Raw genomic sequence first — 15,391 nt, 5'->3', positions numbered from 1 at the left:
CAGTGTCGAAGGACTACGGCAACAAGCAGAAGCACGAGAGCCGCAACCCGATCCAGCGCGCGCTGATCCACCACTTCAAGTCCCGGGCCATCCGGCTGGTCCAGGGCGTCGCGCCGCGCAGCATCCTCGAGGTGGGCTGCGGCGAGGGCTACATGCTCGACGCACTCAGCCGCGGGGGTGTCACCGCCGCGCTGCACGGGGTCGACTTCTCCGAGCCCGCCATCGAAGACGCACGCACGCGCCTGGGCGCGCGCGCGGAGCTCGAGGCTCGCGACGCCCGCGAGCTGGCCGACGACGGACGCACGTTCGATCTGGTCATGATGCTCGAGGTGCTCGAGCACATCCCCGATCCCGCGCAGATGCTGCCGATCCTCGACCGGCTCACGCGGCGCCACCTGCTGCTCTCGGTCCCCTGGGAGCCCATGTTCCGCGGCCTCAACATGGCCAGGGGCAAGCACGTGCGCGCCTTCGGCAACGATCCCGAGCACGTCAATCACTGGAGCCGCCGCGGCTTCTTCCGCTTCATCGAGCCGCACTTCGAGATCCTCGAGGCGCCGCTCGTCGCCCCATGGACCATGGTGCTCGCCCAGCGTCGTGGCTCATGAGCCGGTCCCGGTCCGCCTCGCTGGGCCCTGCCCTGCACCCCTCCCTCGATCCCCCGTGGGGGTCGATGCACGCATCCGGAGCCAAGGGCGGGCGGATCGGCCTGGTCCTCGATCTTGCCTCGGCCGCCGTGATCGCCGCCGTGATCGCCGTCGTCCTGCTCACCTTCCGCGACTACGGCATCACCTGGGACGAGACCTGGCACCTGGTCTACGGCGACTACATCCTCGAGTGGTTTCTGACCCTGGGCGCCGATACCTCGGCTCTGTGCTACCGCATCGACTTCCTCTACGGCGGAACGTTCGATCTGCTGGGCGCCATCGTCCGCCGCGTCTCGCCGCTCTCGGGTTTCGACACCATCCACCTGTTCGGCGCGCTGGTCGGCGTGCTGGGCCTGCTGGGCGCCTGGCGGCTGGCGCGGCGCCTGGGGGGACCGTTCGCGGGGTTCATGGCGGTCACGCTCTTGGCCACCACCCCCGTGTACTACGGCCACATGTTCAACAACCCCAAGGACCTGCCGTTCGCGGTCGGCTATGTGTGGGCCATCGACGCGCTGTGCGAGGTCGTGCTGCACCTGCCCCGCGTGCCGCGACGGGTCTGGATCCGCTTCGCCATCCTGGCCGGCCTGGCCATGGGCGTACGGATCGCCGGGATCCTCCTGCTTTGCTACCTCGGCGCGATCGTGGCCGTGCTCGCCTGGCAGCGCCTGCGCGCCACCGGGAGCCTGGCCGCGGGCCTTCGCACCGTGCAGCGCCTCGGACGCCCCGCCGCGCTGGCCATGATGGGGGCGTGGGTGGTGATGCTCATGCCGTGGCCCTGGGCCCTGCTCGACCCCCTCCGTCGCCCCTTCATGGCCCTCGGTCGCATGAGCCGCTTCACCATCCACAAGCGATCCATGCCGTTCGCGGGCGAGGAGATGCTCACCACCGATCCGCGCTGGGACTACCTGCTGCACTACTTCGGCCTCAAGCTCCCGGTGCTCGTGCTCGTGCTCGTGCTCGTTGCGGTGGGGCTGGCCGGCGCAGCATGGCTACGGCGCTCGCGGGTTCCCGTGCCGCATCAACGGGCTCGGGCGGGCGGCGTGCTCGTGCTCGCCATCGCGATCCCCCCGCTCTATGCGATCGTGCTGCGCTCGGTGCTCTACGACGGCCTGCGTCACTTCTTGTTCCTGGTGCCCGTGCTCGCGGTCGTTGCATCCCTCGGTGCCGTCTCGCTGCCAAGGGTCCTCGCGCGTCGCTGGCCAGCGGCTCCGCGCGCGGTGATGGTGACGCTCGTGATGCTCGCGCTCGGAGCGAGCACCATGATCGTTCGGCAGGTCCGGGCGATGCACGAGCTCCACCCCCACCAGTACGTCTACTTCAACGAGATCATCGGAGGCCTGCCCGGTGCCTACGGCAACTACGACACCGACTACTACGGCAACTCCTACAAGGAGGGCTTTGCCGCCCTGGCCGAGCAGCTGTGGCGCACCGATCCCCAGCGCTTCCTCGACACGCGCTACCTGGTGACCGGCTGCATCCCCGACTTCATCGCCCGAGAGTACGTGCATGGGAACTTCGCCTGGGCCAAGAATGCCTCCGAGGGCGCCCAGTTCTACCTGGGCTACACCCGTGCCGATTGCCACCTCCGCTATGAACGGCGCCCCGAATTGCTGCGAGTCGAGCGCATGGGCACCATGCTGCTCACCATTCGCGACCTGCGAGGCGATCCGGTGGCCGAGGACGAGGACGAGGGCGGAGAGGACGACACGGACGAGGACGAGCCGAAGACGCGACGTCCCCGGCCGCGCCGCTTGGGCAACGCCCGCCGGCAGGCCGGCCCCGCTCGGGAGACCAAGCGCTCCGAGGAGGCCGACGAGCCATGAGCCAGCCAGGGACCACGTTGGGCCCGCCGTCGGACGAGCATCCGGCCGCGCGGCAGACCCCTTCGGGCTCGATGCCCGTCACCGCGACCGAGGCCGAGGGCTTCGCCGCCGCCGAGGCCCATGCCCTGGCCGCGGCGTCGCTGCTCGATGATCCCTCCGTTCCCCCCTGGACGGCCGCCGATCACCTGCGGCAAGGGTTCTCGGCCCTGGCCCGTGCGGCTGGGATCGCCCGACCCGAGCCTGCTGCCACCATCGACACCAGCGCGCTGCCATGGCTGGGCTCACCGCAGGCCGTCACCGATGCCCTCCGCGCGCTCGAGACCGACGACGACGCGGCGATCGCCGACGGCGTGCTGATGACCCTGTCCCGGGCCTTGTGCACGGCGGTGGCCACCGCCGCCGATGCTCGCTTTGCCCCCGGGCGACGGCTCGAGCAACGCCGTCGCCTCGTGCGTCGCACCCTGATGGGGATCCTCGTGGCCATCCCGGTGGTCGTGGGCTTGGTCGTGACCGTCCCCGACTTTCGCGAAGGTCCCTGGCGCGGCCAGTACTTCGGCTCCCCCGACTTCCAAGGCGAGCCCATCGTGCGGCGTGACGGCGACGTCCACTTCGACTGGAAGCGCCAGAGCCCGTTCTCCGAGCTGCCCAATGACGGATTCTCGATCCGCTGGGATACCTGCATGGAGCTTCCCGAGGCGCTCGAGATCTCGTTCCAGCTCGTGTCCGACGACGGGTCGCGGCTGACGATCGACGGACGGGTCGTGGTCGACAACTGGGGGCGGCATGGCGAGCGCTCGCGCGGGGCCGAGGTTCCGCTCGAGGCCGGCATGCACCACGTGCGCATCGACTACTTCGACGACCGTCACGCGGCCTCGGTCGAGCTGTTGGCTTCCTTGCGGGGCGAGCTCCCCGAGTCGCTTCCGGTTCGGCTCTTGCACTACCCGGGTGACGATCTCGAGGCCGCCGATCCCTGCTCTAGAGTGGGCTCGGGAGTGGGCTCGAAGGTGGACTCCACCGACGAGTGAACCCCCGTCACGTCGGGCCGTCGCGTCGGGCCGTCGCGACGTTCGCTCGACCCGGCCCTACTCTTCCCTCTTCACTCTTCACTCTTCTTCTTCTTCCGCCAGGAAGCGCTCGAGCAGCTTGGCCGACACGTCGATGAGGTCGTGCTCGGTGATGATGCCCACGAGCTTGTCGTCCTCGACCACCGGCAGCGACCCCACCGCACGATCGCGCATGAGCTTCATCGCCTCGATGGTCTGGGTCTGCGGCGTCACCGACACCGGATCGCGTCGCATGATGTCCTTGACCGCCACCTGGGCATCCCCCGCCTGCCCCCGCGCCACGAGCCGCAAGAGCGCGCGATGGGACACGATCCCCACCAGGCGCCCCTCGTCGTCCTCCACCGGCACGTGGCGGATCTTCTCCCAGTCCATCATGCTCGCCGCCAGGTCGACCAGATCCTCCGGTCGCACCGTGAGCAGGTTGGTCGACATGATCTGTCCCACCGTGCGGTAGGCCTCGCGCCACGCGTCGTCGCGCTCGATGGTGCAAGGTTCCCAGGTGTGCACGGGAGCCCGGTCGCCGCGCTGGTGCTCGAGCATCGCCCGGGTGATCCGCCGATGGCGCTGGTCCAGCGGGGCCTGCGGCGCCATGGCCGACAACGAGCGCAGCGCCCAGGTCGACCCGGTGCTCTGCGTGCGCACGCGGGCCTCGATGATGTCGAGGTAGCGCGCCACGTCCTCCTCGTCGATCTGCGAGCGTCGCAGTCCCTCACGGGCCAGCGGCAGCAGACGCTCGAGGATGAGCCCGCTGGCGGTGTAGGTCTCGCCACCCACCCAGCGAAACTGCGCCCCCAGCCCGTGTCGCGCCGCCGCAAAGAAGTTGTTCTTCGCGTCGTCGAAGTCCATCACCTTGGCGATGTCCTCATACTCGCTGGTCACCCCCGACATCAGTCCAAAGTAGAACGCCGCGTTGGCGACCTCGTCGACGATGGACGGCCCGGCCGGAAGCACCCGGTTCTCGATCCGCAGGTGGGGCATCCCATCGTCGGAGAACCCGTAGCAGGCCCGGTTCCAGCGATAGACGGTCCCGTTGTGCAGGCGCAGGGCCTGCAGCTTGGGGATCCGCCCCGCCGCGAGCTCGGCCCGCGAGCTCTGGTACTCCTGCTGGCCCAGCACCACGCGGAACAGCGCGATGTCCTCGCGGAAGATCTCGAGCACCGACTCCTTGACCCACGCGTCGCCAAAGCTCACCCGCGGCCGCAGCCCGCGGGCCTGATGGGCGCTGCTGCGGGCATCGACCGAGCGCTGGAACAGCGCCACGCGGGTCTCGGCCCACAGCCGCCGGCCGAGCAGCACGGGCGAGTTGACCGCCGCCGCCAGCACCGGGGCGGTCACCGCCTGGGCCACGTTGTAGAGCCGCGCAAACTCCTTGGGCGCCACCTGGAAGTGGATCTGGAAGCTGGTATTGCACGACTCGAGCATCACGTTGTCGTGCGTGGTCTCGAGCTCGTCGAGGCCCTTGATCACCACGTGGAAGTCACCGCCCCGCAGCTTGCTCATCGCGCGATTGAGCGCGTGGTAGCGAGGGATCGGGCACATGTTGTCGAGCCCCAGGTCCGACTTGCGCAGCGTGGGCAGGATGCCCACGAGCAGCACGTCCGCGTCGCAGGCATTGGCGGCGGCGCGAGCCGCCGCCACCACGTCCTCGAGCTCCTGCTCGAGCTTGCGCAAGCAGTCGCGCCCGAACACGTGGGGGGTGAGGTTGGCCTCGAGGTTGAAGCGTGCCAGCTCGGTGGTCAGCCGCTCGTCGTTGGCCTTGTCGAGCAGCTCGGTGGCCACGGACGCGGGCCCCATCGTGCGATCGACGAGGAACATCTCCTGCTCCGCCCCGATGCGGCGAATCCCGGTCTCGAACATCTCGCGCTCGAGCATGTCCTCGAGCGCGTTGACATCGTCGAGGAGCGCCTTGACGAAGACCCGTTGGCTGATGTCGTCGCTCGTCTCGTTGACGTCGTGGTCACCCATGGCTGGTCTCTTCGTACGCGTGCTCGGGGAAGGCGCGGGCCTCGTCCCGTGCCGCGACCGTAGCGTGCGGGACGGCGACCGAGCAAGCGACCGACCGCTCCCGTCACCCCGCGACACGGTCCCGTGGCCGCGTGTACGGTCGAGGTACGATGCACCCATGAAAACCGTGGTTCAGCGGGTCTCCCGCGCCGAGGTACGAGTGGAGGGCGAGGTCGTCGGTCGGGTGGAGCGAGGTGTGCTGCTCCTGGTGGGTGTCGAGCGGGGTGACACCGAGGCCGATGCGCTGGCCACCGCCCGCAAGATCGCGGGGCTTCGGATCTTCCCTGGCCGCCCTCCCGAGGCCCCGGACGCCGAAGGCGTCCAACGACGGGATCGGCCGCCAAGAATGGACCTCGACCTGGCCGAGACGAAGGGGGGATGCCTGGTGATCAGTCAGTTCACCCTGGCCGGAACGATCCGCAAGGGCCGGCGGCCCGGCTTCGATGCCGCCGAGGCCCCCGCCCTGGCCGAGGCCCTCTACCTGCGCGTGGCGCAGGAGCTGCGAGCCCAGGGGCTCCCGGTCCAGACGGGCCGCTTCGGCGCGCACATGGAGGTCGAACTCTGCAACGACGGCCCGGTCACGCTGCTGGTGTTCACCCGGGACGGTGCCGTGCTATAGCCGCCCCTCCGTGACGATCCGTTCGGCGCTCGAGGCCCGGCTCCTGCGACAGGTGTCACAGCAAAGCCGCGCCCATGGCTTGGTGGAGCCGGGAGATCGCATCATGGTGGCCTGCTCCGGCGGCAAGGACTCGTGGGCGCTGCTCCACCTCTTGCGGGCCTACCAGCGCAGGTTGCCGTTTCCGATCTCCCTCGTGGCGGTGAACCTCGACCAAGGGCAGCCCGGGTACGATCCCACCCCGTTGCGGGAGCACCTGCGGGCCCACGGGTTCGAGCACCACATCGAGCTGCGCGACACCTACTCGGTGGTCGTCGAGCAGACGCCGGCCGGCAAGACCTACTGCTCCCGCTGCTCTCGCATGCGGCGCGCGATCCTCCACCAGCTGGCGGATCGCTTCGGCGCCAACAAGATCGCCCTGGGCCACCATCGGGACGATCTCATCGAGACCTTGTGGCTCAATCAGCTGTTCGCGGGACGCCTGCGTGCCATGGCGGCCAAGCTACCGGCCCCGCCGGGAGGGCACGCCATCATTCGCCCCTTGCTCGGCTGCGCTGAAGCCGAGCTCGCCGCCTACGCAGCCGAGCTTCGGGTTCCGATCCTCCCTTGCAATCTATGCGGGAGTCAGCCCGATGCGCGCCGCAAGCAGGTCAAGCGCTGGCTCGCCGAGCTCGAGGCCCACGTGCCCAACCTTCGAGCCAACCTCGCCGCGGCGGCAGGCAACCTCGAGCCCGCCCATCTGCTCGATCCGCGCTTCTCCGGGCTCGGAAGCGACGCGCCCGAGGACCACGAGGAGATCGGCCCCTTGATTCCCCTGCGCCGCTCGCATGGCGGCCGATCGGTCGAGTGACGAGTCTCGGTTCCGTGCTCGATGTCAGGCTCTGCGCCGGTTTGGTGCCGAGGCCCCAAGTGTTTTCGCCCTCTCATTGAGGATTGTTAGTTTTTGACTGTTTGGTGGCCAACGTAAGTGTAACCCTTAAGCCATCTAGGATTCGCCCAGAGATTCGATTCCTTGGCCAATTTGGCATCAACGGGCAAAGAATGTGGAGGCGGGATTACTTATCTTTCTCCATGAAATCAGAGTGAATGCGGATTACATTGACCAAGCCTTCCCGCCCCCTCCCCTCTCTCCGCGGAACTCCCCGGTCCCGCGTGTATCAGGTCCACAAAGCGATGCGACGTCTTCTCCCGCTGTTTCTCTGCGTTGCCGCGACCGGCCTCACGGCCTGCGATGATCAGCCCGTATCTGGGCCCACCAACGACGACGAGCAGGCGCTCTATGACTTCCGCAAGGCGGGTCAGGGCAATGGCAATGGCAATCCCTTCCTCGCCAATGGCGACGTTTCGCTGAGCCGAGAGGGTGGCGGCGGCGGGATCATCATCGACTTCGACATCGTGGACACGGCGGCCTACGACCGGAATGGCACGCAGATCCAGCAGCTGAGCAACGACGCGATCAGCAGCCCCGACGGCGCGGTGCTGTGCACGCGCACCTCGGCCAACGGCTTCGTGCAGCTGCGCGACGCCGATGGAGACGTGCTGTTGTCGACGATTGGGCCCTTCGTGTTCGACGGCGAGGTCGAGCTCGGCGGTCAGAACCCTCTCCAGCAGTTCCAGACCCTGATGTCCCAGCTTCGCTTCAGCTACGATCTCGACACCGTGATCGAGGGGCTGGCCAACAGCGGCGACGAGATGGTGCACGCGTCGGCGCACATCCAGTTCTCGAGCGGCTGGCGCAAGCTGCAGATCGCCGCGTTGGTCGATGGCTACTGCGGCAGCAACGGCCTCGAGGACATGTAGGCGCTCACGGCATCGAGCCGATCGCGGGGCGTGTTCCTTCAAGAGGAACACGCCCTCCTCACATCTGGAGCTCGGATCGACGCGTCCACGCCTGCGAGCCCACGTGGCGCTCGTCGCTCACAGCGGGTGCTCGCGTAGCCAGGTCTCGAGCTGCAGGCGGTCGTCCGCGTCCGTCTCGCCATCCATGGCGTCTCGGGCCTCCTGCACCAGCTTCGAGGCTTCCCCGTAGGCGCGGACCTTCCACATCATGTTCGCGAGTTCGAGGCGCAACAACAACGTCGTCTTGGGCGTGCCGAGCCCGATCCCCTTGCGGAGCAGGGCCAGCGCATCGCTCTCGTTTCCGCGACGAACCTCGATCCTCGCGAGGTAGAGGATGGCCTCGAACCCGTGGATGTCGGGCTCGTCCCCCTGCTGCTCTTGGAGCGCCATTGCCTCCTCGCAGTGCTCGGCCGCCTCGTCGACCCGGTCACGGTCGAACTCGAGCAGGCAGAAGTTGAGCTCGACGATCTTGACGCGCGCCGTCGGGCGGCTGTCGATGGGCATGTGGTCGTAGATCTCGAGCGAGGCCGTGAAGTCGTCGAACGCCTTGCGGCGCTGTAGCGCGGCCGTCTCGAGATCTCCAACCTCGGCCGCCTCGCGCGCTCGCATGCGCAGCATGTGGCCGCGCGAATTGTAGGTGATGGCCATCAGGCCCGGATTGGGCTCCTTTTGCTTCCGCATGATGGACAGCACCTGCTCGAAGCGCTGCTCGGCCTTGGCGGGGTCGAGGTTCTGCTCGGCCTGAGCGAGCGCCTGGAGGGCTCGCAACGTGCGGTGATGCCCCTCGGGCAACGCACGCTGGAACAGGTCGGCGGCGGCTTCGTACTTGGCGCGTGCCCCTTCCTTGTCGCCCTCCATGGTGAGTACGCCTCCCAGGTTGAGCTGAATGCTGCCCAGCATGGGGTGGTGGGGGCCGTACAGCTTCTCGACCATCGCGGCCGCCTGCTCGAGGAAGTTCCTCGCGTTGTCGTGCTGGCCCAGCATGGCGTACTCGGCCCCGATGTTGCTGAGCGCCCCCGCGATGTGCGTGCTCTCCTCGTCCCCCTCGGCCTCGAACTTCTCGAGCGCGCGCATGTGGGCCTCGAGCGCAGCCTGGTGATCGCCGCTCTCGTACAGCACCTTGCCGAGGGCTTGCTCCAACAACGCCTCGGCCTTCGGGCCGTGGACGTCCCGCAGGGCCATCTTGGCGGGGACCTGCAGGGCAAGACCCGCCTCGGGGTGCCCTCGCGTGACGCCGTCGAACACGATCAGCTTGGACCAGACCTCGATCTCGAGGGTTGGCTGGTTGGTCTCGTCGGCGAGCGTGATCGCCTCGATGAGCTCGTCGCGTACCCCTGCGGCCTCCGCATCGGTCGTGTTGTCGGCGCGAAGCTTGGCGTGCTGCACGGCGGCACGAGCCAGCGTGGGACGATGACCCACGCTACGCGCGTCCGCCAGAGCAGAGGCCGCCAGCTCGATCGCCGACTGCACGCGCTCGGAGTTGCTGCGCGCCATGCTCTGGGCGAGCATGCTCTCGATCTCTTCCACCTGATCGCGAACGACCTCGTCCTCGATCGGCGCGTCGTTGCTCTCCCGCATGGTCAAGCAGAGCTCGCTGTCCTCGAGCCCCTGCACCGCGTTGACGGCCTCGGAGACCACGCGCTCGTCGGGCATCTGGAAGACCTCGATGAGCGCGCGCATCTCTCCACGCCGTCGCTCGAGGCAGGCCATGCGCACATCCATGAGCGCAGGGGACTGCTCGTGCCGTACGCTGGTGGCTTCGCAGACCTCGGTATGGTGCTCGATCCAGGCCGCGGTTCGAGCGTCGAGTTCCTGCTCCACGCGCTTCCAGGCGTCGGCGGCGTAGGGGCGCTTGATCTCGCCAAAGGCCGACTCCACGGTGGCCTTGCGGGTGGCGTTCCACACCTCGTTCATGCGCTCGCCGGCCCCGCTGCACGTGCCCGTCGCGGGCGTCAGCGCCTGGACGACGCCGTAGCCACCGAGCGCCGCGAGCAGCACGCCGCCGACGACCGTCAGCGCTCGCCGACGCCGCTTGGCCGGATCGGCCTGGAGCGCCGCGATGAGCACGGTCATCGACGGGAAGCGGTCCTCGGGGCGCTGCTGCAGCGCTCGCAGCACCACGCGATGCACCCAGCTGGGCACCGGCGTGTCCTTGGGGGGCTCGGCCACGCGCCCCTCGGTGACGCGCTCGATGAGCTCGTCGCGGGAGTCGTCGGGGAACGGGAGGTAGCCGTAGAGCGCCTCGAACAGCGCGACGCCAAAGCTGAACTGGTCGGTCTCGGGACCCACCGGCAGGCCCAGGAACTGCTCGGGTGCCATGTAGGCCGGCGTCCCCACCGTACGGCCCACCTGGGTGAGCTTGGTGTCCTGGGTCGAGCCGATCACGTCCATGAGGCTGCCGCGCTCGCGCAGGAACGTGGCGGGATCGGTGATCTTGTCGTGGTTGGTGGCCGATCGATCCTGGCTCTTGTCGTCGTGGCTCTTGGCCAGACCGAAGTCCACCACGAGGACGCGGCCGTCCTTGCCGATGAGCACGTTGGCCGGCTTGAAGTCGCGGTGGGTGATGCCGGCCGCATGGGCGGCCGCCAGGCCGCGGGCGGCATGGATGAAGATCTCGAGCACCTCGCGCCAGGTTCGCTGACCACGGACCATCCACTGGTCGAGCGACTCCCCGTCGACGTACTCCATGGCCATGTAGATCTGGCCCTCGAACCGATCGACGTCGTGAACGGTGACGATGTTGGGATGCGAGAGCTTGGCCAGGGCCTGGGCTTCACGGATGAGGCGGGCCTGCCCGGTGGAGTTGCGGCTGTCCCTCTTGCCCTTGGCACGCTTGCGCAGGAGCTTGAGCGCGACCTTGCGATCGAGCTTGGGGTCGTAGGCCGTGCACACCACTCCCATGCCCCCCACCCCGAGCAGATCGAGCACGGTATAGCGGCCGATCTTGGTGGGTGTGTTGCGCGGGAGCGCGTCGGAAGCTCCATCGTCCGAGGGATAGTCGACGGTAGGGCGATCGACCTGGAACTTGGCCAGGCGCAGGATCTCCCCGCTCGAACGCCGACTCGACACCACCCCATTATCCGGGACGTGGGGGTCGTCCGTCGAGATCCAAACAAGTCCCACTGTGGGGCATGGGGCCATCACGGCCGTCCAAGGAAGCCTTACGGAGGTGGACTCGTGGACGCGGCGCGGCTAGAACTTCACGCGGCGCATCACCCAACGCGGCAAGCGACGGATGACGGCCATGACCAGGGCCCAGATGGAAGGCGCGTAGGTCACCGGGCGAGCGCGGTCGATGGCAGCGAGCGCTCGGGCGGCAACCGGGTCGGGATCGGAGGCGAACGGCGGTGCACGCAGGCCGGCGGTCATGCCGGTCCGAACGAAACCAGGTTTGATGCACACCGTGCGCAGGCCGCGGCCATGCTCGCGATGATCGAGCCCCTCCAAATAGGCCGACAGGCCCGCCTTGCTGGCCCCGTAGAGCACCACCGGCTTGCGCCCACGGTCGCCCGCGACCGAGGAGAACACGCAGAGCACTCCGCCCCCACGCGCGAGCAGGCGCGCCCGGGCGTGCTCGCAAAGCAGCACCGTGTGGGCGAAATTCACCGTGAGCAGCCGCCGCGTGAGCTCGAGGTCGGCCTCGAGGTGCTCCTGGGTACCGAACATCCCGGCCGTCACGATGACGGCGTCCAGACCGCCCATGGCCTGCTCGGCGGCCTCGAGCGCGGGCGCGAAGGTGCTCGGATCCTCGAGATCGCAGCGGGCATGGGCCACGTCCGCTCCGCCACGTACGCCGAGATCGGCGGCGCTGCGGGCGAGGTCCTCGTGGTCGCGCCCGAGGAGGAACAACGCATCGCCTCGCGCCGCCATGCGCCGGGCCAGCGCCCGCCCGATGCCCTTGGTCGCCCCCAGGATCGCCGCCTTCATGGCCGGGAGCTTACGTTAGAGCGGCGTCTGCCGCTGCATGGCCGCCGGGAGCGCCGCCACGGCGGGGGCGCCGGGGCCCACCAAGTGCACGGTCCGAGTGGGGAATGCGATCTCCACCCCGACCTCGCGGAGCTTGACCATCACCTCCAGGAGGAAGTCCTCGCGGGTCTGCATGTACTCGGCCCAGTGGGTGGTGATGGTGAAGAAGTAGCAGTAGATGATGAGGCTCGAGTCGCCCAGGGCGTGGAAGTTGACGAGGTAGAAGTCGTGGTGGAAGCGCTCGTCGCCCGCGATGATGCCGCGAATGGCCGCGATGGAGGCGCGCATCTGCTCGGGGGTGGTGTCGTAGCTGACCCCGATCTCCATCTTGATCCGGCGCTTCTTCATGCGCGACCAGTTCTGGATCGCGGTGACCGTCATCTGCGAGTTGGGCACGGTGATGAGGCTGTTGGCGAAGGTCCGGATCCGGGTGGTGCGGATGTCGACGGTCTCGACGGTCCCCTCCACGTCGCCGATCTCGACCCAGTCGCCCACCTGGAACGGGCGATCGATGAACACCACCAGCGAGCCGAAGAAGTTGGCGATGGTGTCCTTGGATGCGAACGCGATGGCAGCGGTACCGATGCCGAGGCCGGCCAGCAGCGAGCCCACCGAGTAGCCGAGGTTCTGCAGCACCATCACCCCGCCCACGCACACCAGGATCACCTTGGCGGTCTTGCGGACGATGGGGACGAGCTGGTCGTCGAAGGTGTCCTCGGTGCCCGAGGCGCGGCGGGCCCACAGCACCGACAGCTCGCTGATGAGCCGCACGCCGAGCCAGGTGGCCAGGCCGATGACGGTGGCTTGATAGCAGGCCCCCACCACGCCCGGCAGATCGACCGACTCGAGCTTGGGCAGCGGCAGCGACGTGATGGCGGCCCAGAGTCCAGCCAAGCGCAGCGCCCATACCAGCGGCTCGGAGGTGGCGTCGAGCGCCGCATGCCCCAGCGAGCCCTCGGGGAGCCGCTGGTCCACGCCCCGAAGCACGCGCTGGGCCACGCGCCCGGCGACGATGCCGACGACGAGGGCCACGAGGGCCACGCCCACGTCGCCCACCGTGACGCCCCCCACCCCCCACTCCAGGACCCCGCGAATCCCGTCCATGCGTCCTCGGTGCTCTAGCCGCCCACGACGGCCAGGCGTCGGGGGCTCCGCGGCACGCCCGTGGGGCCGCGCTCGAAGAAGAAGTGCTCGGCCCCGAACGCCGGCGTGAGCTGGTCGAGCCAGGTGGCGTGGGGGTCGAACTTGGCGAAGAACGGACGGCGCACCCACGAGGGGTCGCGGGCCTGCAGGAACTGCAGGCACAGCACGGACTCGCCGTGGATCTCGGCGACGCCGTCGACGAGCACCTTGCCGGGGAACGCCGACATCGACGGCCCGCGCACGGTACGGCAAAGGCCCGACACCTGGGCGTAGGCCTGGGCAAACACCTCCCATGCGCGCACCAGCGGCAGCTCGAAGTATCGCTTGGGACCGGTGTCGCGCTCGACGAACATGTAGTACGGCACGGCGCCCAGCCGCACGCCGGTGCGCCATAGATCGGCCCAGGTGTCGGGGTCGTCGTTGACGTGGCGGATCACCGGCGATTGCATGCGCAGCTCCGCGCCCGTGGAGCGGATCCGGCGGACCGCTTCCTGGGCGATGGGGGTCGACAGCTCACGCGGGTGGCTGTAGTGGCCCATGATCGCCAGGTGCCGTCCCGAGGCGACGACGCGCTCGAACAGGCGCAGCAGCGCGTCGGCATCGGGATCGGTGACGAAGCGCTGGGGCCAGTAGGCGACCGACTTGGTGCCGATTCGAAGGTGCCGCAGGTGCTCGAGCCCGGCGTCGAGCAGCGGGTCGATGTAGCCGCGCAAGGCCTCGGTGCGCATGACCAGCGGATCTCCCCCGGTCACGAGCACGTCGGTGACCTCGGGGTGCACCGCGAGGTACTCGAGCAGGTCGCGGGTCTCCTGGGCCTGGAACTTGAGGTCGGGCAGGCCCACGAACTGGGCCCAGCGAAAGCAGAAGGTGCAGTAGGCGTGGCAGGTCTGGCCCTGGCTGGGGAACAGCAGCACCGTCTCGCGATACTTGTGCTGCAGGCCCGGCAGCGGCCGGCCGTGGAGCTGCGGGACGTTGTGGGTCAGCTGCCCCGCCGGGTGCGGGTTCATGCGCAGGCGGATGCGGTCGGCGGCCTGCTTGAGCTCGGGCCGCGAAGCGTCCGCTCGGACCAGGCTCGCCATCGTGGCGTAGTCGGCCGGCTCGAGCATGCTGCGCTGCACGAAGGTGAGCTGGAAGATCGGGTCGTCGGGGACGCGGTCCCAGTCGATGAGCTCGCGCATCACGTACTCGTTGGTACGAAATGGCAGCACGGTGGACACGACCATGATCGCGTCGCGGAGCTCGCGAGGGATCGAGTCCCACTGCGGCGTGCGGGCCACGTTGGCGCGGGTGACCGCGCGGTAGCGGAGGGGCTCGGAGGGCTCGGAGCTGATCTGCGGCAATCGAGGTCTTCCTTTCGGCCCGATGGCGGGCGAACGGGGAACGCGACGTGCCGACCTCCAGGGAAGGCCGATTCGACACGAGATGGGCACGATTGCGCGGCGAAGGATGCGCAGCGCGCCCGCACGGGACCGGACACGCGGCCCCGAAAGGAGACCGTCCAGCGCCTGCGAGGTGCCACCCGGAGTCCCGGGCGGGGCAAGCATCGGCCGGATCCCTCCGAGAATCAAGCACATCGGGGCCACGATGCCAGCGTTCGGTCACAGGAGAGACGGGAGGGCGTGGTCGGGGATGCTTGCAGCGCGGCCTACGCGAGCCCAGCATGGCGCCATGCAGGCCCCTCGAGTGCTGGTGGTGTCCGGCTCCGCGCGCCCCGATGGCCAGGTGGTGGCGGTGGTCGAGTACGCGGTCGAGGTGGCTCATCGTGCCGGAGCGCAGGTGCGGGTGCACGATCTGTCGCGGCTACGGCTGCCGTTGATGGAGCAGGATGCCGTCGAGCAGGGGCAGCTGCCGCCGGTCCGCACGGTGCGGGCCGACGCGGCGTGGGCCGAGGGGTTCGTGCTGGTGACGCCCGAGTACCACGGCAACATGAGCGGCGCGCTCAAGAACTGGTTCGACTTCCTCTACCTCGAGCTCGCGGGCAAGTTCGCAGGGGTGGTGGCGGTGACCGGAGGGGGCGGCGGGGACATGTCGCTGACCGCGGTGCGCAACTGCTTCAACTGGTGTCACGGGTTCACCCTGCCCTACCAGGCGGCGGTCCGGCCTGGTGACTTCGAGGAGGGGCGGCTGCGGCCCGGCGGGGTCGCGGTCGATCGGATCGCGAGGATCGTGTTCGACGTGTGCCGGTATGCGCCCGTGGTGGGCACTGCGTTCGAGCAGGCACGGCGGCTGGGCCCCGAGCTGGCCTCGGGGGTGGCGGGGCTGCACCACGACGATCCGACGTGAGTGGATGCG

Annotated in this window: 12 protein-coding genes; 7 read left to right on the top strand and 5 right to left on the bottom strand. The window is 68.8% G+C overall.

Translation table 11 applies throughout. From position 1 onward, the window contains the following. The first annotated feature begins 2 nt into the window (after positions 1-2). Genes OEB96_RS27870 through OEB96_RS27860 form a run of 3 tightly spaced genes read left to right on the top strand, consistent with a single transcriptional unit; the run spans position 3 to position 3,492 of the window. Positions 3-605 (top strand): class I SAM-dependent methyltransferase, encoded by a 603-nt coding sequence (locus OEB96_RS27870; RefSeq protein ID WP_266219800.1) that lies wholly within the window; start codon positions 3-5, stop codon positions 603-605. Then, positions 602-2,467, top strand: coding sequence for an ArnT family glycosyltransferase (locus OEB96_RS27865; protein ID WP_266219799.1), 1,866 nt, complete (start codon positions 602-604; stop codon positions 2,465-2,467). The genes OEB96_RS27870 and OEB96_RS27865 overlap by 4 nt, the downstream gene beginning before the upstream one ends. Continuing rightward, on the top strand, positions 2,464-3,492 hold the full coding sequence (locus OEB96_RS27860; RefSeq protein WP_266219798.1) for a PA14 domain-containing protein: 1,029 nt from the start codon (positions 2,464-2,466) through the stop codon (positions 3,490-3,492). The genes OEB96_RS27865 and OEB96_RS27860 overlap by 4 nt, the downstream gene beginning before the upstream one ends. A gap of 78 nt (positions 3,493-3,570) precedes the next feature. Here OEB96_RS27860 and OEB96_RS27855 read toward each other — a convergent pair whose 3' ends face one another. Further along, complete coding sequence (locus OEB96_RS27855; RefSeq protein ID WP_266219797.1) at positions 3,571-5,496, bottom strand: glutamate-cysteine ligase family protein; 1,926 nt, start codon at positions 5,494-5,496, stop codon at positions 3,571-3,573. A gap of 157 nt (positions 5,497-5,653) precedes the next feature. Between OEB96_RS27855 and dtd the strand changes: the two genes are divergently transcribed. The 3 genes from dtd to OEB96_RS27840 all read left to right on the top strand — a co-directional run bounded on the left by dtd (position 5,654) and on the right by OEB96_RS27840 (position 7,951). After that, the gene (gene dtd / locus OEB96_RS27850) at positions 5,654-6,154 is read left to right on the top strand and encodes a D-aminoacyl-tRNA deacylase (protein ID WP_266219796.1); all 501 of its coding nucleotides are present in this window, start codon (positions 5,654-5,656) and stop codon (positions 6,152-6,154) included. A gap of 10 nt (positions 6,155-6,164) precedes the next feature. After that, positions 6,165-7,001: a tRNA 2-thiocytidine(32) synthetase TtcA gene (gene ttcA / locus OEB96_RS27845; protein WP_266219795.1), complete on the top strand. Its 837-nt coding sequence runs from the start codon at positions 6,165-6,167 to the stop codon at positions 6,999-7,001. Positions 7,002-7,324: 323 nt separating this feature from the next. Further along, entirely contained in the window at positions 7,325-7,951 is a 627-nt protein-coding gene (locus OEB96_RS27840) for a hypothetical protein (RefSeq protein ID WP_266219794.1), read from the top strand. Between the two features lie 117 nt (positions 7,952-8,068). On the opposite strand, the gene OEB96_RS27835 is transcribed toward OEB96_RS27840, so the two are convergent. The 4 genes from OEB96_RS27835 to OEB96_RS27820 all read right to left on the bottom strand — a co-directional run bounded on the left by OEB96_RS27835 (position 8,069) and on the right by OEB96_RS27820 (position 14,439). Then, on the bottom strand, positions 8,069-11,059 hold the full coding sequence (locus OEB96_RS27835) for a serine/threonine-protein kinase (protein WP_266219793.1): 2,991 nt from the start codon (positions 11,057-11,059) through the stop codon (positions 8,069-8,071). Between the two features lie 123 nt (positions 11,060-11,182). Further along, positions 11,183-11,917 carry an SDR family NAD(P)-dependent oxidoreductase gene (locus tag OEB96_RS27830; protein ID WP_266219792.1) on the bottom strand — a complete coding sequence of 245 codons (735 nt, stop codon included), beginning with the start codon at positions 11,915-11,917 and terminating at the stop codon, positions 11,183-11,185. Positions 11,918-11,932: 15 nt separating this feature from the next. Further along, complete coding sequence (locus tag OEB96_RS27825; RefSeq protein ID WP_266219791.1) at positions 11,933-13,060, bottom strand: mechanosensitive ion channel family protein; 1,128 nt, start codon at positions 13,058-13,060, stop codon at positions 11,933-11,935. Positions 13,061-13,074: 14 nt separating this feature from the next. Beyond that, positions 13,075-14,439, bottom strand: coding sequence for a KamA family radical SAM protein (locus tag OEB96_RS27820; protein WP_266219790.1), 1,365 nt, complete (start codon positions 14,437-14,439; stop codon positions 13,075-13,077). Positions 14,440-14,767: 328 nt separating this feature from the next. On the opposite strand from OEB96_RS27820, the gene OEB96_RS27815 reads away from it, so the two are divergent. Next, the gene (locus OEB96_RS27815) at positions 14,768-15,382 is read left to right on the top strand and encodes an NADPH-dependent FMN reductase (protein ID WP_266219789.1); all 615 of its coding nucleotides are present in this window, start codon (positions 14,768-14,770) and stop codon (positions 15,380-15,382) included. Positions 15,383-15,391: the final 9 nt, after the last annotated feature.

This window comes from Paraliomyxa miuraensis (assembly GCF_026337845.1).
GTDB classification, from domain to species: Bacteria; Myxococcota_A; Polyangia; order Nannocystales; family Nannocystaceae; genus Paraliomyxa; species Paraliomyxa miuraensis.
The sequence above is the reverse complement of the archived record's forward strand: the minus strand, read 5'-3'. Positions and strand labels throughout refer to the sequence as shown.

Coding starts and splice junctions, on each gene's coding strand:
- dtd (WP_266219796.1), top strand. CDS start 5,654: ATGAAAACCGTGGTTCAGCGGGTCTCCCGCGCCGAGGTACGAGTGGAG.
- OEB96_RS27855 (WP_266219797.1), bottom strand. CDS start 5,496: ATGGGTGACCACGACGTCAACGAGACGAGCGACGACATCAGCCAACGG.
- OEB96_RS27830 (WP_266219792.1), bottom strand. CDS start 11,917: ATGAAGGCGGCGATCCTGGGGGCGACCAAGGGCATCGGGCGGGCGCTG.
- OEB96_RS27815 (WP_266219789.1), top strand. CDS start 14,768: ATGCAGGCCCCTCGAGTGCTGGTGGTGTCCGGCTCCGCGCGCCCCGAT.
- OEB96_RS27865 (WP_266219799.1), top strand. CDS start 602: ATGAGCCGGTCCCGGTCCGCCTCGCTGGGCCCTGCCCTGCACCCCTCC.
- OEB96_RS27860 (WP_266219798.1), top strand. CDS start 2,464: ATGAGCCAGCCAGGGACCACGTTGGGCCCGCCGTCGGACGAGCATCCG.
- OEB96_RS27825 (WP_266219791.1), bottom strand. CDS start 13,060: ATGGACGGGATTCGCGGGGTCCTGGAGTGGGGGGTGGGGGGCGTCACG.
- OEB96_RS27840 (WP_266219794.1), top strand. CDS start 7,325: ATGCGACGTCTTCTCCCGCTGTTTCTCTGCGTTGCCGCGACCGGCCTC.